The 16,694-nt window shown below is 58.1% G+C and carries 26 protein-coding genes, 4 tRNA genes and 1 pseudogene; 25 read left to right on the top strand and 6 right to left on the bottom strand.

Annotated features, from left to right (window positions below):
* Together KH616_RS10590 and KH616_RS10595 are read right to left on the bottom strand one after the other, a co-directional pair.
* Positions 1-528: pseudogene (locus tag KH616_RS10590) on the bottom strand (hypothetical protein); the annotation flags it as partial.
* Positions 529-1,621: 1,093 nt separating this feature from the next.
* Positions 1,622-1,858: a hypothetical protein gene (locus KH616_RS10595; protein WP_292243885.1), complete on the bottom strand. Its 237-nt coding sequence runs from the start codon at positions 1,856-1,858 to the stop codon at positions 1,622-1,624.
* Positions 1,859-2,080: 222 nt separating this feature from the next.
* On the opposite strand from KH616_RS10595, the gene KH616_RS10600 reads away from it, so the two are divergent.
* Positions 2,081-2,278 carry a hypothetical protein gene (locus KH616_RS10600; protein WP_292243887.1) on the top strand — a complete coding sequence of 66 codons (198 nt, stop codon included), beginning with the start codon at positions 2,081-2,083 and terminating at the stop codon, positions 2,276-2,278.
* A 40-nt stretch (positions 2,279-2,318) separates the two neighbouring features.
* Here KH616_RS10600 and KH616_RS10605 read toward each other — a convergent pair whose 3' ends face one another.
* The 3 genes from KH616_RS10605 to KH616_RS10615 are packed head-to-tail and all read right to left on the bottom strand — an operon-like array spanning position 2,319 to position 3,966.
* Positions 2,319-2,825 (bottom strand): hypothetical protein, encoded by a 507-nt coding sequence (locus tag KH616_RS10605; protein WP_292243888.1) that lies wholly within the window; start codon positions 2,823-2,825, stop codon positions 2,319-2,321.
* Positions 2,822-3,160 carry a hypothetical protein gene (locus KH616_RS10610; RefSeq protein WP_292243889.1) on the bottom strand — a complete coding sequence of 113 codons (339 nt, stop codon included), beginning with the start codon at positions 3,158-3,160 and terminating at the stop codon, positions 2,822-2,824. The genes KH616_RS10605 and KH616_RS10610 overlap by 4 nt, the downstream gene beginning before the upstream one ends.
* Positions 3,161-3,183: 23 nt before the next feature.
* A complete protein-coding gene (locus tag KH616_RS10615) occupies positions 3,184-3,966 on the bottom strand; it encodes a S24/S26 family peptidase (RefSeq protein ID WP_292243891.1) in 783 nt (260 codons plus the stop codon).
* Positions 3,967-4,049: 83 nt separating this feature from the next.
* Here KH616_RS10615 and KH616_RS10620 point away from each other — a divergent pair, with 83 nt between their 5' ends.
* The 8 genes from KH616_RS10620 to KH616_RS10655 all read left to right on the top strand — a co-directional run bounded on the left by KH616_RS10620 (position 4,050) and on the right by KH616_RS10655 (position 8,652).
* Positions 4,050-4,358 carry a YdaS family helix-turn-helix protein gene (locus tag KH616_RS10620; RefSeq protein ID WP_292243893.1) on the top strand — a complete coding sequence of 103 codons (309 nt, stop codon included), beginning with the start codon at positions 4,050-4,052 and terminating at the stop codon, positions 4,356-4,358.
* 249 nt (positions 4,359-4,607) lie between these two features.
* Positions 4,608-4,952, top strand: coding sequence for a hypothetical protein (locus KH616_RS10625; protein WP_292243895.1), 345 nt, complete (start codon positions 4,608-4,610; stop codon positions 4,950-4,952).
* 85 nt (positions 4,953-5,037) lie between these two features.
* A complete protein-coding gene (locus tag KH616_RS10630) occupies positions 5,038-5,967 on the top strand; it encodes a DUF1376 domain-containing protein (RefSeq protein ID WP_292243896.1) in 930 nt (309 codons plus the stop codon).
* Between the two features lie 61 nt (positions 5,968-6,028).
* Positions 6,029-6,733, top strand: a complete 705-nt coding sequence (locus tag KH616_RS10635; RefSeq protein WP_292243898.1) for an ATP-binding protein — start codon at positions 6,029-6,031, stop codon at positions 6,731-6,733.
* Positions 6,734-6,892: 159 nt separating this feature from the next.
* Positions 6,893-7,474, top strand: coding sequence for a hypothetical protein (locus KH616_RS10640; RefSeq protein ID WP_292243899.1), 582 nt, complete (start codon positions 6,893-6,895; stop codon positions 7,472-7,474).
* The gene (locus KH616_RS10645) at positions 7,452-7,949 is read left to right on the top strand and encodes a hypothetical protein (RefSeq protein ID WP_292243901.1); all 498 of its coding nucleotides are present in this window, start codon (positions 7,452-7,454) and stop codon (positions 7,947-7,949) included. Before KH616_RS10640 ends, KH616_RS10645 begins: the two co-directional genes overlap by 23 nt.
* A complete protein-coding gene (locus tag KH616_RS10650) occupies positions 7,949-8,308 on the top strand; it encodes a helix-turn-helix domain-containing protein (RefSeq protein WP_292243902.1) in 360 nt (119 codons plus the stop codon). Before KH616_RS10645 ends, KH616_RS10650 begins: the two co-directional genes overlap by 1 nt.
* Positions 8,305-8,652: a FeoC-like transcriptional regulator gene (locus KH616_RS10655; protein WP_292243904.1), complete on the top strand. Its 348-nt coding sequence runs from the start codon at positions 8,305-8,307 to the stop codon at positions 8,650-8,652. The genes KH616_RS10650 and KH616_RS10655 overlap by 4 nt, the downstream gene beginning before the upstream one ends.
* Positions 8,653-8,794: 142 nt before the next feature.
* Here KH616_RS10655 and KH616_RS10660 read toward each other — a convergent pair whose 3' ends face one another.
* Positions 8,795-9,100: a hypothetical protein gene (locus KH616_RS10660; RefSeq protein ID WP_292243905.1), complete on the bottom strand. Its 306-nt coding sequence runs from the start codon at positions 9,098-9,100 to the stop codon at positions 8,795-8,797.
* A 50-nt stretch (positions 9,101-9,150) separates the two neighbouring features.
* Between KH616_RS10660 and KH616_RS10665 the strand changes: the two genes are divergently transcribed.
* The 16 genes from KH616_RS10665 to KH616_RS10740 all read left to right on the top strand — a co-directional run bounded on the left by KH616_RS10665 (position 9,151) and on the right by KH616_RS10740 (position 16,509).
* Positions 9,151-9,420: a hypothetical protein gene (locus tag KH616_RS10665; protein WP_292243907.1), complete on the top strand. Its 270-nt coding sequence runs from the start codon at positions 9,151-9,153 to the stop codon at positions 9,418-9,420.
* Positions 9,417-9,761, top strand: coding sequence for a hypothetical protein (locus KH616_RS10670; protein WP_292243909.1), 345 nt, complete (start codon positions 9,417-9,419; stop codon positions 9,759-9,761). The genes KH616_RS10665 and KH616_RS10670 overlap by 4 nt, the downstream gene beginning before the upstream one ends.
* The gene (locus tag KH616_RS10675) at positions 9,713-10,636 is read left to right on the top strand and encodes an HNH endonuclease (RefSeq protein WP_292243910.1); all 924 of its coding nucleotides are present in this window, start codon (positions 9,713-9,715) and stop codon (positions 10,634-10,636) included. Before KH616_RS10670 ends, KH616_RS10675 begins: the two co-directional genes overlap by 49 nt.
* 342 nt (positions 10,637-10,978) lie before the next feature.
* Positions 10,979-11,110: a hypothetical protein gene (locus tag KH616_RS10680; protein WP_292243912.1), complete on the top strand. Its 132-nt coding sequence runs from the start codon at positions 10,979-10,981 to the stop codon at positions 11,108-11,110.
* Positions 11,107-11,571 (top strand): hypothetical protein, encoded by a 465-nt coding sequence (locus KH616_RS10685; RefSeq protein ID WP_292243913.1) that lies wholly within the window; start codon positions 11,107-11,109, stop codon positions 11,569-11,571. The genes KH616_RS10680 and KH616_RS10685 overlap by 4 nt, the downstream gene beginning before the upstream one ends.
* Positions 11,571-12,188: a hypothetical protein gene (locus KH616_RS10690; RefSeq protein ID WP_292243915.1), complete on the top strand. Its 618-nt coding sequence runs from the start codon at positions 11,571-11,573 to the stop codon at positions 12,186-12,188. The genes KH616_RS10685 and KH616_RS10690 overlap by 1 nt, the downstream gene beginning before the upstream one ends.
* Positions 12,189-12,288: 100 nt before the next feature.
* A complete protein-coding gene (locus KH616_RS10695; RefSeq protein WP_292243917.1) occupies positions 12,289-12,792 on the top strand; it encodes a hypothetical protein in 504 nt (167 codons plus the stop codon).
* Positions 12,789-13,541, top strand: coding sequence for a hypothetical protein (locus KH616_RS10700; RefSeq protein ID WP_292243918.1), 753 nt, complete (start codon positions 12,789-12,791; stop codon positions 13,539-13,541). Before KH616_RS10695 ends, KH616_RS10700 begins: the two co-directional genes overlap by 4 nt.
* A gap of 228 nt (positions 13,542-13,769) precedes the next feature.
* Positions 13,770-13,904, top strand: coding sequence for a hypothetical protein (locus KH616_RS10705; protein ID WP_292243919.1), 135 nt, complete (start codon positions 13,770-13,772; stop codon positions 13,902-13,904).
* A 97-nt stretch (positions 13,905-14,001) separates the two neighbouring features.
* Positions 14,002-14,178 carry a hypothetical protein gene (locus tag KH616_RS10710; protein ID WP_292243921.1) on the top strand — a complete coding sequence of 59 codons (177 nt, stop codon included), beginning with the start codon at positions 14,002-14,004 and terminating at the stop codon, positions 14,176-14,178.
* A 500-nt stretch (positions 14,179-14,678) separates the two neighbouring features.
* A tRNA-OTHER gene (locus tag KH616_RS10715) sits at positions 14,679-14,738 on the top strand.
* Between the two features lie 275 nt (positions 14,739-15,013).
* Positions 15,014-15,097: transfer RNA gene (locus KH616_RS10720), tRNA-Tyr, on the top strand.
* 6 nt (positions 15,098-15,103) lie between these two features.
* Positions 15,104-15,196: transfer RNA gene (locus tag KH616_RS10725), tRNA-Ser, on the top strand.
* Positions 15,197-15,201: 5 nt separating this feature from the next.
* Positions 15,202-15,291, top strand: a tRNA-Ser gene (locus KH616_RS10730).
* 18 nt (positions 15,292-15,309) lie between these two features.
* The gene (locus KH616_RS10735) at positions 15,310-15,522 is read left to right on the top strand and encodes a hypothetical protein (RefSeq protein WP_292243922.1); all 213 of its coding nucleotides are present in this window, start codon (positions 15,310-15,312) and stop codon (positions 15,520-15,522) included.
* 6 nt (positions 15,523-15,528) lie between these two features.
* Entirely contained in the window at positions 15,529-16,509 is a 981-nt protein-coding gene (locus KH616_RS10740; RefSeq protein ID WP_292243923.1) for a hypothetical protein, read from the top strand.
* The last annotated feature ends 185 nt before the right edge of the window (positions 16,510-16,694 follow it).

Below are 16,694 nucleotides of genomic sequence, written 5' to 3' on the forward strand. Positions count from 1 at the left end.
CGTGTTCGTCGCGGCGCTGCGGTTGCCCGTGTTCGTCGCGGCGCTGCGGTTGCCCGTGTTCGTCGCGGCGCTGCGGTTGCCCGTGTTCGTCGCGGCGCTTTGGTAGCCCGTGTTCGTCGCGGCGCTGCGGTTGCCCGTGTTCGTCGCGGCGCTGTAGTCGCCCGTGTTCGTTTCGATCTTGGCCGACTCGATGCGATCCAGGATGAATCGAACGGAGCGCGAAATGATCTCAGAAATTTTCAGTTCGACGCGCACCGAAAGTTCCGCGCCAGCAACCTTGCTGTCTTCGCCGTGGCGGCTGATTTTCCCGCGCATCATCACGTCGGCATACTTGCTGTCTGCCGGGGCGTAGTACCCGAACACTTCCATCGGATAGCCTTCAATGGCGTGGAAGCCCGAGCTGCATGCCTTGACTTCGCCTTCGTGCTTGTATGTGCCGCCGAGCGCGAACTGGTAGCCACGGCACTTCCAGTCGGGGCCGAAGCCTTTGATCGCTTTCACTTCTTCTTGTTTCTGCTCGTCGCTCATGATTTCTCCGTAGGACTGCGAATCGTGCCGCGCACGAAAGTGAATTAGCTAAGCCGCTTAGCGAGCGGCATCCCCTATCGCTATTGGCCCAATGGCCCGTGAATGCCCGGTTATCCGCCGGGCGAGGAATTCAGCAGCTTTCAGTGTTGGCGGCTGATCGGCGCCTCTCTCATTCGCCGACATTTCGACCGCCTAGGTTCGGTTTAGAGGTACGTCTCTTGGGGCTTACTTGTCACGGGCCTACCCGCTCGAATGGACTTTCTCAGCACATGCCTGCGCCGGATTTCAGCCTTGCAAACTCAACCGCCAACACTCAAAACTGCTCGCAACGTTCTAGATAGAGCGCTGCGCTATGCAGGGAGCCTTCGGCTAACCATACTGCGCCAGCTGCTGTCGGGGCAGTCAGCCTTATGGCGGCTCGGCTTCGCGATACTCAGCTATGCAGGGAATGCAGCGCTCTATCTGGAACATTGCTTAACGCGACCGTCCGGCGACACCCAGCGAGCTGACTTCGGATCGGCCGCGATCTGTGTTGGGGTCACGGCGCAAGTCCCGGCAGCTAGACTTCAGCCTGGCTCGGATGCCCCTACCCAACTAACGACGCAGACATGCGCCGGACGGGAATTCCCTTTCGGTACTCATCCGTCATCCAGATTTTTAAAGATCAATCCCCAGACTTCGAGGCGCGCCCATTGGCGCTAGGTACTGCGTGCTATTCGCACTGCTAAATCACTCCGACTTAGCGGTAGGAACAGGGCGCGAGATTCTCTCCATCCCGCAAAGTCACGCCTAATAACCGCGGCGTTCCGGTACTACTCCATCCCGTGCTAACTTCTTGGTTCCTCAACCACGCGGGACGGATTTGCTATGACCATCAACAATGACGACTTCTCAAATTCTGACTACAGCTACAAGATCGATCTCGCGGTTCCCGGAAAGACCGGGCTCTGGATCGAGCGCGGATTCGGGCTAAAGACTGGCGAGAAGCTGGCCTTCACCGTCAAGCTTGACACCCAAGCTGAAACGTCCTTGCGTGACCTGAACGTCCGGTCTGTCGAACGCGCCATCGAAATCCTGACTGCGTTCTTGGACGCTACAGCGGGCCAGCCTGAACAGGCGCCCCAATCTCGTCCAATATCAGATCGCCTTGCGTAGACGGATTGACCGTAACGGTCACGTTCGATTCAACTCCATCCATCGCGGCGCGCAGCTCAGAAAAGGCGCGCGCCGCAGCTTTGGCCGCACCCGTCAGGGCATCGAGCTTGGCAACTGCCTCATCGGCTCCAGCCAGGCCAATGCTGATTTCGATTGCCTCGTGCTTCGCGCTCATCTCATTCCCCTTCGTTTCCCGCCGAAGCGGTGTTGTGCTGCGGTATGGGCGTACTTTAGCGCGTCGCTATATTTCATGCAAGCAGAATTTAGCGCGAATCGCTAAATTTTTTTAGCGAGCAGCGAAACCTCGCCTCAGCATCGCTTGGCGGCCCTGCGATATGACGAAAATTGACAGAAAAATTGCCTAGACTGACAACGATCAGGAAGTCACTGGGACGCTATGACAGCCGAAGATATGTTGCAGCGGATGGTCGAGACGGAGCCTGCGGGCGGAAAGTGGGCGCCGATCGAGCGATACGCTCAGGCGCTAGCCGAGCTGGAGCGCATGCTCAGTGACAAAGAGATGGAAGTATTTTTGCAGGTCGGCGCGCAGCTCGTGCGAGCCGGCTATCCGGAGGTGTTCAGGGTGCGGGTATGAAAAACCCCGCGCAGGGCGGGCTGAATGGGATGCATCCGAGCTACTTGAGCGGCCGGAATACGCTGCCAGGGTTCAAGCAAGCATGGAGAGCGCCGTATCTCAGGTCGCTCGGAGAGAAGCCCCGATAGCTTGGATCGAAATAGACTGCGTTGATGATTTTCTTCTTTTGATCCGCGGGTGCGTTATATGTTGCAAATGTCAGTTTGGTGATCGCGTCCTGTGGTGACACGCCCATATCCCTCATCGTCGCAGCGTCGCTATACATCGCACCCAGGAAAATGCACCGTTGCGTTTTTTCCTCTTGTGCCTTGGTCGGGGCGCTTTGTAGGGGCTGCTGCATTGGCTCTGCCTGCCGCTTCGTGCGGTCTTGGTTTAGATAGTCCCGAGCCGTCAAAAGCCGGGGCTGTTGCGCTGGCGCGGTAGCATGGTCGCCTGCTGCTGCATCAAGGGCTGGGCGAGAGTCGCGCTGCCAATCAGCAACCGGATTGTAGAAGGCACAACCGGACAGCACCGTCGCTAGCGACACAGCCAGAATGCGCGCCATCATTGTCCGCCATCCTGATCCGCACCAATGCGGCCTGCGATCTGCTTGAACAGCTCCCGCGAGTCGCGGCAATAATCGTCATGTGACGCCATATTTGCCTTGCGCGCGTCCTCAAGCTCCTCCGCGATGATCCGATCGACCTTCGCTTTGCTCATCGACCGGCATTGCTGTTGCGCGTCTGCAACCATCTGCTCAAGCCCAGTCTTTTCTCCGCAAGCCGCCGTATAAGCCCGCTCCCTCGCCCATAGATGGACGAGCGACTCGCACTTCGATGGAGGTGCGCAATAGGCGGAAAGAGGAATTGCAGCAGCAAGTGCAGCGATGATCGCTTTCTTCATTTGGCCTCTCAGTATGTTTTGGCTTACAGCAGCACGTCAGTCCACTTGGCTCTGCCCGCTATGCGGGTGCGTTCATCCGGCGGCAGGATCCGATCCGGAAATGCCGCCTTGTCCGGGTTGTCGCTGCGAATGATCCAGACCATTGCCCCGGATGCCGGATGGTAGTCGTATGCCAGCCGTTTCAGCATCAGGCCATCGTGCGGCATGCAGATCGCATAGATCCCGTTGTCGACCGGCTCCGTATCGGCGGTGTTGATGAGCACCGCGCGGCCATCATGGATCGTCGGATCCATGCTCCCTCCCGCCGCATAAATCAGCCTGGCAGCACGCTCAGGCACACCCAGATCGGACAGAAATTTCCTCGGGAATGCACGCCCACCCTCGATAACAACATGGTCATCAAAGTGTCCCGAGCCGCACGACGCGGCGATATCAAGTTGAGGCACAAGCACGTATTCATCCGCCGTAGGGGTGGGCGGTTCTTCGTCATCGTCTCGGCCGCCCGCAGTTTTAACAGGTAGCTTAACAACTTCCGCGGATTTGTGCGAGTCGCTAACGCCTGTCGATTTTGACAGGTGGTCTGCATCCATCCATCCCTCAGTCTCGCCGAGCGCGCTCTCTATCTTCCGCGCCACCTCATCCCCCATCGCCTTCGGCTTTCCCGTCTTGCTTTCTGGGGTCTGATTCTTGATTTGACTCAGATAAGCGGCGGCCACTCCTGCCGCCTCCGCAAGAGCAGAGGCGGTGCCGAATCGCTGGACGGCGATCTGAAGGTTCTGGCGGCGGATTTCGTCGATTGTTTTCATGCGCGCATTTTTTAGCAAAACGCTAACGAAATAAATGTGCGAATCGCTATTGACCGCAATCTAGCGAATCGCTATAGTGAGGCATGGATCTTAAAACTTACCTCTCTGCCGAACGCGGACGCCCGAGCGTCCTGGCTAAAGACATTGGTGCTCACCTCCCCGATGTTTATGCCTGGATGAAGAACAGGCGCCCTGTTCCCATCCACTTTGGCATCGCCATCGAACGGGCGACAAAAGGTCAGGTTACTCGTCTCGACCTTTTCCCGGCAGAGGTGATCATCAAGGTTTGGCCTGAGTTGATCGCAAAGAGGCCACGGAAACCCCGAAAGATCGAGCAAATCAAGTCCATCGACGACACCCAGCCTCCCACCGGAGGCACTGTCAGCAAGTGAAGTGTAGGTAACGAATCTGGCGCGGAGGGGCGAAATGATCCCTCCGGCCGACAGGTGGTCTCGGTACGCGCCTCCCCGACGTGTATCGGTTTGGGCGATGAGGTTGTCGCTCTTTTTTATGCAGTGCCGGCCTGCGGTTAGTGGGTCGTGATAGTAGCGGTGCATGGGAGGAAGCGGCCGTTGAGTCGCTTTTATTTAACACCTATTCCGACCGGTTAGCGGATCGGTTAGGCAAAAAAGGGAGCGCACATGGATGAGCTTCGCTTGATTGGAGGGATGGTTCGTCAGCCTGAATTCCTGCCTGACGATGTGATTGATGCTTGCCGGTCATATAGGGATGCCGTCCGAATCTCGTGGGCGCATCGGCGGATCAAAAATCTGCACCGCTGCGTGTTGGCGGAACGAGTCGGCAGGAAGGCGCAGCACGTTTCCGACTGGCTCGCTGAGGACGATGAACCGGGCCGCAGGAACCTGCCTGGTGACGTGTTGGATGAATGGGCGTGCGCCGTCGGCAACTTCGGCGTGCATCAGTGGCTGGCTCGCAAGGCCCGGCTAACGATCATGGAAGAAGTCATTGCCAAGAGGGCTGCATGAATCTCGTCACGATTTGGTTCTTCATGGCGTCGTTTATGGCGCGACAGCAAGAAGTTCGATTTAACCCCGCATCAACGAGGAATGAGTGAGTGACTTGCCAGAACCATTGACACCGCCGGATTGCGACTTGAGGGACTTCCCCTTCATGCCGCTTGATATCCAGCGGCTGCGTCGAAGCAAGGCGTGGTTGAAGGCAAAGCGCACCCCCGCCCTTGCCTTCTACATGATCAATCTCTGGACGGCATCTTGGCACGATGTGCCGACCGGATCTCTTGAGGATGATGATGACGTGCTGGCCGATCTCGCAATGTGCGACCCGGTCAAGTGGGACAAGCTCAGGAAGGATGTGTTGCATGGCTGGATCAAGTGCAGCGACGGGCGTCTGTACAACCCGACTGTCGCCGAGAAGGCCCATGAAGCGTGGGGCTCGAAACTTGATCAGCGCTGGAAGACAGAGTGCGCACGCATTAAGAAGCACAACGAAAGACACGGGACAAAGATACCGCGTCCCACGTTTGATGAGTGGACGTCGCAAGGTTGTCCCTCGGGACAAAGGCTTTATGTCCCTAGGGACAACTCCGGGACGGGCGATGGACAAGGCGGTGAAACTCACTCCAAGGGAGAGGGATATGGACAGGGACAGGGACAGGGACAGGGACAGGGATACCTAGATACACATACACCGAGCGTGGCCGCGCAGATTTCGATGGCGATGCGGAAATACTCGATTCAGGCGAACCCTGCGCATCCAACGATTCTGGCAATCGCGGAGCAAGGTGTATCGGTAGAAACGGTTGATGCGTGCTGCAAGGAAACGCGAGAGGCGAAACCAAACGAAACGATCTCGGTCGCCTACATCGCCAAGAAGCTGGAGGGCTGGCGGGCATCGGCGCAAAAGGTGCAGGTCGCGGGCGCGGAGAAAGGCGTTCAGCCGGCGAACCGCAAGCCAAGTCGCCATTCCGGCTTTGACCAAATCGATTACCGCGAGGGAGTGAACAATGATGGCTCTTTCTGAGGGAGCAAAACTCACACGCCAAAGCCAGTGCGAGACGCATGGTGCGTTTGAGGAATCCGGCATGACGCTGCCGTTCGGTCGGCGCAGCACGATTTGGTCTGGTTGCTCAGCGTGCAATGCTGAGCGCCGCGAGGCCGAAGAGAAGCGCCGTATTGCCGAAGAAGAAGCTGATCGCCAGCGCCGCATGGAGCAACGCCTGAGCACTTCCGGCATTCCGCTGCGCTTCCGTGATCGGACGTTCGAGAACTTCGTGGCCGACACGCCGGAAAAGGAAAATGCGCTCAAGGTCGCGCGCGAGTTCGCGGACGAATTTGACAAGCACTTCCGTGCCGGCACGACGGTTGTGTTCTCTGGCAAGCCCGGCACCGGTAAGAGCCACCTTGCAATCGCCGCGGCAATGGCCGTCATGAACACGGGCACGTCGCTCTACCTGAACGCGCTCGATCTGGTGCGCATGGTGCGCGATACCTGGCGCCGCGATTCGGAAATGACGGAATCTGCCGTGTTGCAGGAACTGTCGACCGTGAGCCTGCTGGTAATCGACGAAATCGGCGTGCAGTACGGCACCGAGGGCGAGCAAGTGATTCTGTTCGACGTGCTGAATCGCCGCTATCGCGATCTGATGCCCACGATCCTACTGACGAACTTAGGGGCCAAGGGCATGAAGGAATTCCTTGGGGAGCGCAGTTTTGACCGCCTGCGTGAGGGCGGGATTTGGGTGGCGTTCGACTGGGAATCACATCGCGGCAAGAGGAAGGCGGCATGACGACCGACAAGATCTGCCGAAATTGCCTCCACGCGACAACCGAGCCTGGAAACCGCGAGCACTACAAGGTTGGATTGCGGAACTGCGAGCTGCGCCCGGTTTGGTGGTTCTGCCGAGGCGGTCATTCATGCGGGAAGTGGCGAGCTAAGGACTAACAGGATGAGCGAAATGGAACAAGTGGCGAGGAAGGCGGATAGGAGTACTGATCGAGCGTTGCTGGCGATCGATCCCGGCACTGAAAAATCCGGCTGGTGCATCTTTTCCGATGGGAAGGTTTCGGAGTCAGGCATTGATGAAAACGAAGTGGTTCTGAGCATGGTCTACGGCTGGCTTGGCGAGCCGATGGCTATCGAGATGGTCGCCAGCTATGGAATGCCGGTTGGTCGCGAAGTCTTCGAAACTGTGCTTTGGATCGGCCGCTTCGTCGAGGCTCATTCGTCGCCGGACTCGGTTCGCCTCGTCTACCGCAAAGACGTGAAGTTGCACCTGTGCGGTTCGCCTAAGGCCAAGGACGCGAACATCCGTCAGGCGCTGCTCGACATGTTCCCGCGCACGGGCGGCGGCAAGACACCGCAGATCGGTATCAAGGCCAAGCCTGGCCCGCTGTACGGCGTGTCGACGCATGCCTGGGCGGCACTTGGCGTAGCGGTCACGGCGGCGCATCAAATGCGCGAGGTCGTCGCCCGCGAACTGGCTAACGGACTGAAGGAGGTATGTGATGGCGCAAAGCAAGAAGCGTAAAGGGGCGAAGCGTTACGACCCGCAAACCCGCGCCGGACACGTAAAGCTCCGTGCGCAGCCGTGGAAGATCCACGCCGTCTTCGAACCCGTCGAGGCGATTCTCGAAGAGATCGAGCAAAGCGGAATGATCAGCGTCACCGAAGAAGGCAAGCCGATCTTCAGCGAGCTGGCGCACAACGATGTGTATGAATTCGTGCCATCGCTTTGCGGCCTGATCGACGCATTCGATCTGCACGCGGAGCGCAATGCTCCGCCGATCGTGACCGATGCGCTCAAGCGAGTCTGCGTGAAGCTCGACAAGGGCGAAATGCTCGACCAATACGACCTTGCCGACGCCCGCAAGTCGATCGCGGAACTCAAGAAGCAATCCGGTGACATGCAAGCGGATTATGCGTATCGGCTTGTTCGCGATGTGCAGATCAAATTTGAACTCGAGGCGCAAATGGAGCGCCATGCCATGAAGGAGGCTGCGTAATGCCGGCCAAGCCAATCACGCGCAACAGGATTATCCAGACGCTTCGCGACATTGGGCCGATGACTTGCGGAGAGATTGCCAAAGAGCTCGATATGCACATCGAGACCGTTCGCTCATCGATCAACTCGAAGCGTGGCCGCGGCGAAAAGATGTTCTACGTCTGCGGCTACGACTACCGGCCGCCTTTCAATGGCGTTCCGGCGATCTTCGCGCTCGGCAATAAGCCAGACGTGAAGCGTATGGACTACCAGACGAAGCGACACAAGAGCTACGAGCGAACCAAGATGCGACGCGCAATCCTGCGCACTGGCGAGATGGGAAACCCTTTCAGCATTTTGATCCGACAGGTGACGAAATGAGCGTCGCATCACAAATCCACGCATACATTGCACACCACGGCAGCGTCACTCGTCCCGAACTGCGCCGCGAACTCAGTCTGCACGAAAAGGCCGTCGAATCGGCCATGCGCAAGCTGGTGAGCAAGGGCTTCGTATCGGAGACGGATCGGATGCGCCAATACGGCGAAGGCCGCGCCGCTGCGGTCTATGTACTTGGCTCAACCCCATTCACGCAGGAGGCATTCACGGCCGGCCCGGTGCCGTCCGGACGCCCGCGAAAGATCCGCGCCGAAGACGAGTCAGTTTATTCGTTCCGGGCGCTTGGGGCGGCGATGAACGCGATGTGTGCGCTTGAGGCCGCCTAATGCAATCCCGCCGCGCATCCGTCATTGAGGCTGCTACGAGCACGGCAATTGGCTGCTTGGTGAGTCTCATCACGAACCACATCGTCCTGCCCCACTACGGCATGCGCGTGAGTTTGGCGGACAACGTGGCGCTGACGGGGATTTATACGGCGGCGTCGTTCGTTCGATCGTACTGCGTGCGACGCAGTTTTGCCAATTGGAAAGGAAGGAGGAAAGCGTGAGGTGCAAACAAGGTGATCTCGCCTATATCGTAGTGCCGTCTGCTTTTGATCAACTTCTCGCGGGGCGGGTTGTCGAGGTCGGCGTTGATGGCGAATGCGACAACGGAACGATCCCACATCCGGAATTCGCCTGTTGGATGTGCCGGTTCACGGCACCGTGGATGAATGGCCGAGGCAATCTCGTTTACCAGTGCTGGCTGTGTGATGATTGGTTGCGCCCGATTCATGGCGGGCTTGAAATCAATGAAAGCGTAATCAAAGACCTAAGGGAGCCCGCATGACCCTCGACGATGCAACGATGGACGAGTGGGATCGCTCAAGCCGCGCAATTCTGCAGCGCCGCCCCCAAATGGAGAAACAGGAAATCGTGACCAATACCGCAGAACTGATCGTCCGAGCGGGCAACCTGCACCGCCAAGTGCAAGAGGCGAGCGCCAAAGGCTTCACCGCCAACAGCGCAGCACTGGCGCTTGTGTATGAGCTGAAGGATGCCGTGAAGGATCTTGAGGGCGAGGCTAACGCGGAATATTTGGGAGGTGGGCGGTGAGTGACGAAGCCGAAATCAACATCTTCGCCTGCCTCGACTTCATCCGAGATAACGCGACGGACTATGCCCAAGCAAAGGCCCGGCGCGTCTATCTTGAGAACTTTCGCAAGAGCAAGAAGGCGCTGCTGATGCGCAATGCGGAGGTTCGCGGCCATAAGACGGCGGCGCTACAGGAGCGCGAAGCCTATGCCGACCCGGAATACATCGAGACGCTGGAAGCGCTGCAACTGGCAACGGCAGAGGAAGAGCGACTTCGTTGGCTGATGACGGCGGCCGAGGCAAAAATCGAAGCATGGCGGACTATTTCTGCAACACGACGCGCGGAGGCGAGAACGGTATGAAGGGGCGTCTTGAAATCGGTGCGAGGTTTGGGCGCTTGACGGCCTTGTTGGCACTCGGCGGCCCGGGCTCGAAGTATATCTGCATCTGTGACTGCGGAGAAACCAAGGCAATTTCGGCTTATAACATGCTGAAAGGCGATTCCTCGTCTTGCGGGTGCCTCGCCAAAGGACGTCCAAGAAACAGAAACACAACAGACTTGTCCGGAAAGAAAATTGGAAAACTGTCTGTCGTCGATATGGCACCCCATGTCATAGGCTTAGGAAGAATGTGGAATTGCGTATGCGACTGCGGAAGTAATAAGGTCGTGCGAGGTCATCATTTGCTGTCTGGCATCGTCACTTCGTGCGGTTGCAGAACAGGAAAGGCAGCAGCCGCATGCAAGTCCGGCGATATCGCGACTCTCACCATGAGCTCGGGGCGAGAAGTCCTGATTGATTCGGCGGACCTGAATTTGGTGACTCAATACAAGTGGCGCGTGTCAGCCGGCTACGCCAAAGCCCATGATCGTACGAACCAGGCCGGCGTGGATGCGAAAGGTGTTTTTCTTCATCGCTTAGTTATGGGTTGCACTGTGGGAGATGGGCGGTATGTGGATCACATCAACGGCAATCGGCTCGACAATCGGAAAAGCAATCTTCGGATTTGCTCGCAGGCTGAAAATATGCGAAACACAAAAATCCGATCAGACAACCGATCCGGATTCAAAGGAGTGAGGTCGCACAAAGGCGGCAATAAATGGACTGCCTCCATATCTGTTAATAAGAAGCGCACCTATCTAGGGATATTCGATACCCCTGAGGCGGCTTACGCCGCTTATTGCAAGGCGGCCCAAGAGCTTCACGGTGAGTTCGCAAATTTAGGGGAAGTTGCATGAGTACACCCATCTGCATTCTCTTCTTTATCACATTTGGTTTGTGCTACCCCGCACTCCTCCAAAAGCGCACGCGCGGCTGGCTGATGTTGTTGTGCTGGTTCGCGCCGGTTGTGGGGTTCATGTTCGGGTGGTGCGCGCGATGATCGTCAAGAAAGCCAGCGGCCACGGCGGAAAGAAGGTCTGGTATGACCGGAGTCGCAGCAAATCCACTGGCGAACGGTGGCGACACTATCACGTGTTTGGGCTTGCGCGAGTCGTTTGCAAGGACGGCTCGCTATACCGATTCATCATCGGCCCGTGGGTGATTGCCTTTCGGTTTCGCGGCACGAAGGGAGGCTGAACATGAAGATGGGAATCATTGGTGCAGTCGCCGGTTTTGTGCTGTCGCACGGTGGCATCCACATTCAAGGTTGGGAATGGTGGGGCGTGATGGGATGTATGTGCGCAGCCTTCGCTGTCGGGGTATCCGAATGAAGCGAACGCCCCTGAAGCGCAAGACGCCCATCGCGCCCGGCAAAGGCTTCTCCCGGAAACCCTCACCATTCACGCTCTCCGACGCCAAAACAGCGCTGCGTCGGTCGGCGATCAAGAGTCGCATCAAGAAGCCGACTGTGGCGCAGGGATCGAAGTATCTGGCGGCTTGCCGTGGCGAAGAGTGCTACCTGCGCGTCCCCGGCGTTTGTTGTTCGGTCGGATGGGCACATGAGTCGGTAGTTGATTGCCATTCGAATCAGAGCCGTCACGGTAAAGCCGGCGCGCGCAAGGCGGACAACATTTATACGGTGCCTGGATGTGGCCCATGCCATGCGTGGATCGACCAGAACCGCGTTGGGACGCCAAAGCAGGAGAAGTTTGACGTCTGGGATCGCGCCTATGCCGAGTGGGAGCCGGTGCGGGCGCGCAAATTAGGAATTTCCGAAATGGAGGTAGTTTGATGGTTAATCGGATTCACGGTTTGACTGGAAGCCCGACATACATTTCTTGGGAATCGATGCTCGGCCGGTGCCATGGAAATGATCCGCATCGGACGAAAAATTACGGGCAGCGTGGAATCAAAGTTTGCGAGATGTGGTTAATCTTTGCAAATTTTCTGGCAGACATGGGCGAGCGCCCTGCTGGGACATCTTTAGACCGCTATCCCAATGTTGATGGTAACTATGAGCCCGGCAACTGTCGGTGGGCGACAAAGGCGGAGCAAAGTCGAAATCGCCGAAACAATTGCCACATCACCCACAACGGCGCGACCAAGACGGCCGCTGATTGGGCGGAAGAGCTTGGCATGAGTCAAAAGACTATCGCGCGACGCATTCGGGAGGGCATGACGCCAGAGCAAGCATTGACGCCGCCTCGAACCACTCGGTACATCCAACACGACGGAAAACGTATGACCCCAACAGAATGGGCCAAGTTTCATGGATGGGAGGACGGGATCGTGCTCCGCCGTTTGCGCCGCGGATGGAGCGAGATAGATGCCGTGACTATTCCGCCAGGGACGTACAAGAATCAATGGGACAGCGGTGCCCCGAACAGCTACCGAAAGGAGCGCGCCTGAACACACGCAACCCTTTGTTTTCGCGGTACAATATGGACTACTAACGGCGACGGAGATCGCCAGCAATATCGGGGCTCACGCTAGAGCGGAGAGCGTTTCAATGTCGGTACGGGAAAAGATTGTCGGTGCGTTTGAGGCAAAGAACCTCGCATGGCACGCGGAGTTTGAAAGAGCAATTGATCACCTGACGGCTGTAGGCATGTCCGATGCGCTTGGCTCCGCCCTCTTCCGAGCCAAGTACTGCAATGATCGACATGCGGGCCAGCGAGCGCTTCACCTGTTGACGCATAAGGCAGCGCAGCGACTGCGGGTGGAAATATCATACGCCCGCTCACTGGCAACGGCAGCTCTGCGCGAATGGCTGATCGACGCATGCGAGAAATGCAACGGCACGGGAGTTGCCAAGGAAGGCGCGCACATCTCGACGTGCGGCAAATGCAACGGAACCGGAGCGAAGCAATACACGGATTTCGAGCGCGCGTCATGTGCTGGCCTCCCGGTTGAATCGTGGCCCAAGCACGTCAAGCGATTCGAAGGCGTGGCGACATGCATGTATGGGGCGATTGCGGCGACGAGCGGCCGTGTGCGGGAGCTTCTGGCGTGAGCGAAGCCACGTTGGCGCGATGCTGCAATACATGCGGCCAAGTGAAGCCAGCGGAGGAATTTCCGTTGGCGCCCGGAAGCGACGTGAATCGGCGGAAGGATTGCCAGGGGTGCATTCGACTCAAAAGCGCCGCGAAGAAAGAGGCAAAATCGGCCGCGCCCAAAGAAAAGCGATGCACCCGCTGCGGCGGGGTGAAGCCTCTCGCCGACTTCGGGCAGCACAAGATATGGCGCAGCGCTTCCGAAGACATGTGCAGGGCATGCGACGCCGAAGGGTATGAGCTGGTGGAGGCGGCGAATCGCGAGCATCAGCGGAAGGTGGAATCGGAGCTTGAAGATGCTCGTTGGTGGGCGAAGAATTCCGAGAAGGTTGCCCAGTGGCAGCGCGAGTATAGTTTTGAAGGATTTGTGGAAAGGCTGCGGGCTGCTGGCAATAACCGCGAGGCGGCGTTGCTTTTGGCTACCCCGACGTGGGCGAACCACAAGAAGATTGCCGCAATCTATGAAGAGTCGGCGCGGCGCACGAGAGAAACCGGCATTCAGTACCACGTCGACCATATCGTCCCCTTGCAAGGCCCGATTGCGACGTTTGGGCCATTCAGGGGAATGAGAATCGTCTACGGCCTACACTGGGAGGGCAATCTTGAGGTTATTAGTGGCTCAGAAAACATGTCGAAAGGAAATAGACGCTGGCCCCACATGCCGGAGGTTGAGCGAATAATCGACAAAATGTTGTGCGAAAACTCTTGACAACCGCAATAGGCTGTATAAAATCCGCAATTAGTCGGTGTGGTTCGTGAATCGCGTAGACAGCGCGGAGAGCGAATCAAGCGCGAAAGCCTCCGATACGGCGAAAGCCCCCTCACCCCTAAAATCAGTCGGGGAAGATGTATCCCGAAATTCCTGAAGCCCCGTCCGGTTCGCCGCGCGGGGCTTTTTCATTTCCGCCCGCAAATGTTCCGCATCCTTGAATCGCACATGTATCGCGATCCAATGCGCGTATTGGAAGCGAAACAAGAGGCCGAGGCTCGCGAGAAAGCGCGGGAGGCCCGGAAAAAAGAGCCGAGCGAAGCCAGAAAACGCGCCGAGGCCCTATTCAGCAAGCCCGAATAACCGGGAGGCGCCATGCATCCGTCGAGCAAGGTTCTAATCGGGATCGCGATGTGTGTCGTCTTTTGCTGCTGCGCGATTGCCCGAGGGATGCTTCGCCATGAACGCCGACGCCGTAAGTGATTGGGCGCTGGAGTGCGCGGTGTACGCGAATGCGGCGGGAATGATCGAGCTTCCCTATCGCTGGGATGATCGGGAAATCGACCGGCTGCTGGCGCTGTATGCGTGCGGAGTTCCGGCGATGGTGGCGGCGCAGACCATGTTCGCGAGGCATTGATGGATCAACTCATCGCCTTCTGGCTGAACGAGGCCGCAAGGGCCGCGTGGCTCTGGTCGATGTGGCTCGATCGGGCGGCGGAAGAGTTTGCGAAGGAGTAAAGAGTTTTGCGACCTTAGGCGAATCACATAAGGTCGCACTGAGTCCAGATCCGTTTCGGCGTCGATCTGGCGAAACCGGCTGCAAAGATAGAGCAGCGCCAGAACTCGTAACTGGCGTCCACGTGCATGGCGATTGAAGCCGAAAGTCAGCCCAGCCACGGCCTAGCGGGCTTTAGTAGGGCGCCCCGGTAGGAATCCGGCAATCGCCATCCACGTGGGCGGGGGAAATCGCAGCCGCGAAAGTACAAACGGCTCGCCCGACCTTGGAGCATCGCCAGCACTGCTGACAACGGATGCCGTCAGCTTCACGAAACGAGGCACACGGACTCGCCGGGAGGCGCTCCGAGCATCAAACCTGGATCGCGGCAGGGATTCCCTGTCCGCGTACCGGGCCTTCACACATGCCGTAGCTCAGTCTGGTAGAGCCTTGGTGCGCTGGTTCGAATCCAGTCGGCAGTTGTGAGGGTGAAGCGTAAGCCATACGTCCGCCAGCGCTTGAATGCGCGGGTTCGTGTCGGTCCGGGATCGGCTCCGGACACCCTCAACGAGGAAAGCCCCGGTACACAAGCCGGCAAGCTGGTGCAGAGCCAGCGCCTTCATGATTGGCGAATCAAATCCTGAAGCTGGATTGATGCATACCGGGCCCAGCCGCCAGCCATGAAGGTGAAATTAGCGACGCGCGCGCCGATAGGCGGGTAAGTGCCCATGCGGTCGCGACAAAGTAGCTTTCTATTGGATGGGTATTCCGCTAAGGACGCGGGGCTGCCTGTAAAGCAGTTGCTTCGGCTGGCTTGGTTCGATACCAAGGCGATCCACCAAAACACGGAAGAGTTAGCCGAATCGGCATAGCGGCAGCGGTCTTGAAAACCGAAGGCCCAACAATGGGTGTGTGAGTTCGAGTCTCACCTCTTCCGCCAAACATGGAAGATTGCCAGAGTGGCAATGGGTCGGGTTGCTAACCCGTAGCCGGTGCTAACGCGCCGCGAAGGTTCGATCCCTTCATCTTCCGCCATTTTCAGTCGAGCATCCTATGGCCCCGCGCAAACCGAAGATCGTGCCGGTAGCGGAGCCGACGAATATTTGCAAGAACTGCAAACACGCGCGATTCGGTGAGGTGATTTACTGCCACCGATTCCCGCCGACGCCGATCTACGACGCCGCGGATCAGGCGGTGGATAGCTACTTCCCCGTAGTTGGCCCCGACTGCTACTGCGGGGAGTTCGCCGCGAAACTTAACTCCTGAGTGACTATGACCGAGCTGATCGAAGTTGTGGCCGCTCACGGCGGCATTCGCCCTGCCGCGCGAGCATTGGGTATTCCCGAGAGTACCCTGCGCTCACGCCTCAAGGCGTCGGATTTCAGCATCGAGCATCCGGAGCCGTCGCTGTTGCCGGTCGAAGAACTGATCGCCCGGCGCAAGCAGCAATACGCCCAGAAGGTACGGCACGAGAATTCGCGCTCACTGATTCCAGTCAAGATCAAGATTCCCGGGCCGGTCGGCATTCTGCATTTCGGCGATCCGCACGTCGACGATGACGGCACCGATCTGGCGCTGCTTGAGCGTCACATGGAGCTCTGCCGCACGGTGGAAGGCCTGTACGGCGCGAACATCGGCGACAGCACGAATAACTGGGTCGGCCGCCTTGGTCGGCTCTATGGCGAGCAAAGCACAAGCGCCGCAGAAGCATGGCAGCTTGCCGAGTGGTTCCTGACGAACACGCCATGGCTGTATCTGATCGGCGGCAATCACGATGCGTGGAGCGGCACAGGCGACCCGATTCGCTGGATCACGGCGCAAGCTGGCTCGCTGTATCAGGATAGCGAGTGCCGTCTCGCGCTGACCTTCCCGAACAAGTCCATCGTCCGTATCAACGCGCGTCACGACTTCTCGGGTCACTCGATCTACAACCCGGTGCACGGTGCCACAAAGGCGCTGCACTTCGGAGTTCGCGATCACGTCGCGATCTGCGGGCACAAGCATACGTCCGGTTATGGCGTGCTGAAAGATCCAGACAGCGGCATTACGATGCACGCGATCCAGATTGCGAGTTACAAGATCCATGATCGCTACGCCCGCGAGAAGGGTTTCCGCGATCAGCATCTATCGCCATGCGCAGTGACGGTGATCGACCCGAGTCTGCCGCCGACGCACCCGGATCTGATTAAGGTTTTTTGGGATGCGGCCGAGGGTGCTGACTATCTGAAATTCAAGCGGACGAAGGCAGCATGAGCCGATCCATCCGCGGCAGCAAAGGCCCCGGCAACAGATGCGGCGGTAAGCACACTCTGTTCCCCATCGGGAACGAATCGAGTCAAATGGCCTCGTTGCCATCGTTTCGGATATGAGCGGGAACGGGGCATCGCGACCCGGGTGTCGCGCGGGGCGGTCACTGAGGTGTTGGGGAAACAAGGATC

The organism is Burkholderia sp., assembly GCF_018375725.1.
Lineage (GTDB): Bacteria > Pseudomonadota > Gammaproteobacteria > Burkholderiales > Burkholderiaceae > Burkholderia.

Excerpts from the sequence above, each read along its gene's own strand:
- KH616_RS10595 (WP_292243885.1), bottom strand. The coding sequence starts at position 1,858 with ATGAGCGCGAAGCACGAGGCAATCGAAATCAGCATTGGCCTGGCTGGA.
- KH616_RS10600 (WP_292243887.1), top strand. The coding sequence starts at position 2,081 with ATGACAGCCGAAGATATGTTGCAGCGGATGGTCGAGACGGAGCCTGCG.
- KH616_RS10605 (WP_292243888.1), bottom strand. The coding sequence starts at position 2,825 with ATGATGGCGCGCATTCTGGCTGTGTCGCTAGCGACGGTGCTGTCCGGT.
- KH616_RS10610 (WP_292243889.1), bottom strand. The coding sequence starts at position 3,160 with ATGAAGAAAGCGATCATCGCTGCACTTGCTGCTGCAATTCCTCTTTCC.
- KH616_RS10615 (WP_292243891.1), bottom strand. The coding sequence starts at position 3,966 with ATGAAAACAATCGACGAAATCCGCCGCCAGAACCTTCAGATCGCCGTC.
- KH616_RS10620 (WP_292243893.1), top strand. The coding sequence starts at position 4,050 with ATGGATCTTAAAACTTACCTCTCTGCCGAACGCGGACGCCCGAGCGTC.
- KH616_RS10625 (WP_292243895.1), top strand. The coding sequence starts at position 4,608 with ATGGATGAGCTTCGCTTGATTGGAGGGATGGTTCGTCAGCCTGAATTC.
- KH616_RS10635 (WP_292243898.1), top strand. The coding sequence starts at position 6,029 with ATGACGCTGCCGTTCGGTCGGCGCAGCACGATTTGGTCTGGTTGCTCA.
- KH616_RS10640 (WP_292243899.1), top strand. The coding sequence starts at position 6,893 with ATGAGCGAAATGGAACAAGTGGCGAGGAAGGCGGATAGGAGTACTGAT.
- KH616_RS10645 (WP_292243901.1), top strand. The coding sequence starts at position 7,452 with ATGGCGCAAAGCAAGAAGCGTAAAGGGGCGAAGCGTTACGACCCGCAA.
- KH616_RS10650 (WP_292243902.1), top strand. The coding sequence starts at position 7,949 with ATGCCGGCCAAGCCAATCACGCGCAACAGGATTATCCAGACGCTTCGC.
- KH616_RS10655 (WP_292243904.1), top strand. The coding sequence starts at position 8,305 with ATGAGCGTCGCATCACAAATCCACGCATACATTGCACACCACGGCAGC.
- KH616_RS10660 (WP_292243905.1), bottom strand. The coding sequence starts at position 9,100 with ATGAATCGGGCGCAACCAATCATCACACAGCCAGCACTGGTAAACGAG.
- KH616_RS10665 (WP_292243907.1), top strand. The coding sequence starts at position 9,151 with ATGACCCTCGACGATGCAACGATGGACGAGTGGGATCGCTCAAGCCGC.
- KH616_RS10675 (WP_292243910.1), top strand. The coding sequence starts at position 9,713 with ATGGCGGACTATTTCTGCAACACGACGCGCGGAGGCGAGAACGGTATG.
- KH616_RS10680 (WP_292243912.1), top strand. The coding sequence starts at position 10,979 with ATGAAGATGGGAATCATTGGTGCAGTCGCCGGTTTTGTGCTGTCGCAC.
- KH616_RS10685 (WP_292243913.1), top strand. The coding sequence starts at position 11,107 with ATGAAGCGAACGCCCCTGAAGCGCAAGACGCCCATCGCGCCCGGCAAA.
- KH616_RS10690 (WP_292243915.1), top strand. The coding sequence starts at position 11,571 with ATGGTTAATCGGATTCACGGTTTGACTGGAAGCCCGACATACATTTCT.
- KH616_RS10695 (WP_292243917.1), top strand. The coding sequence starts at position 12,289 with ATGTCGGTACGGGAAAAGATTGTCGGTGCGTTTGAGGCAAAGAACCTC.
- KH616_RS10705 (WP_292243919.1), top strand. The coding sequence starts at position 13,770 with ATGTATCGCGATCCAATGCGCGTATTGGAAGCGAAACAAGAGGCCGAG.
- KH616_RS10710 (WP_292243921.1), top strand. The coding sequence starts at position 14,002 with ATGAACGCCGACGCCGTAAGTGATTGGGCGCTGGAGTGCGCGGTGTAC.
- KH616_RS10735 (WP_292243922.1), top strand. The coding sequence starts at position 15,310 with ATGGCCCCGCGCAAACCGAAGATCGTGCCGGTAGCGGAGCCGACGAAT.
- KH616_RS10740 (WP_292243923.1), top strand. The coding sequence starts at position 15,529 with ATGACCGAGCTGATCGAAGTTGTGGCCGCTCACGGCGGCATTCGCCCT.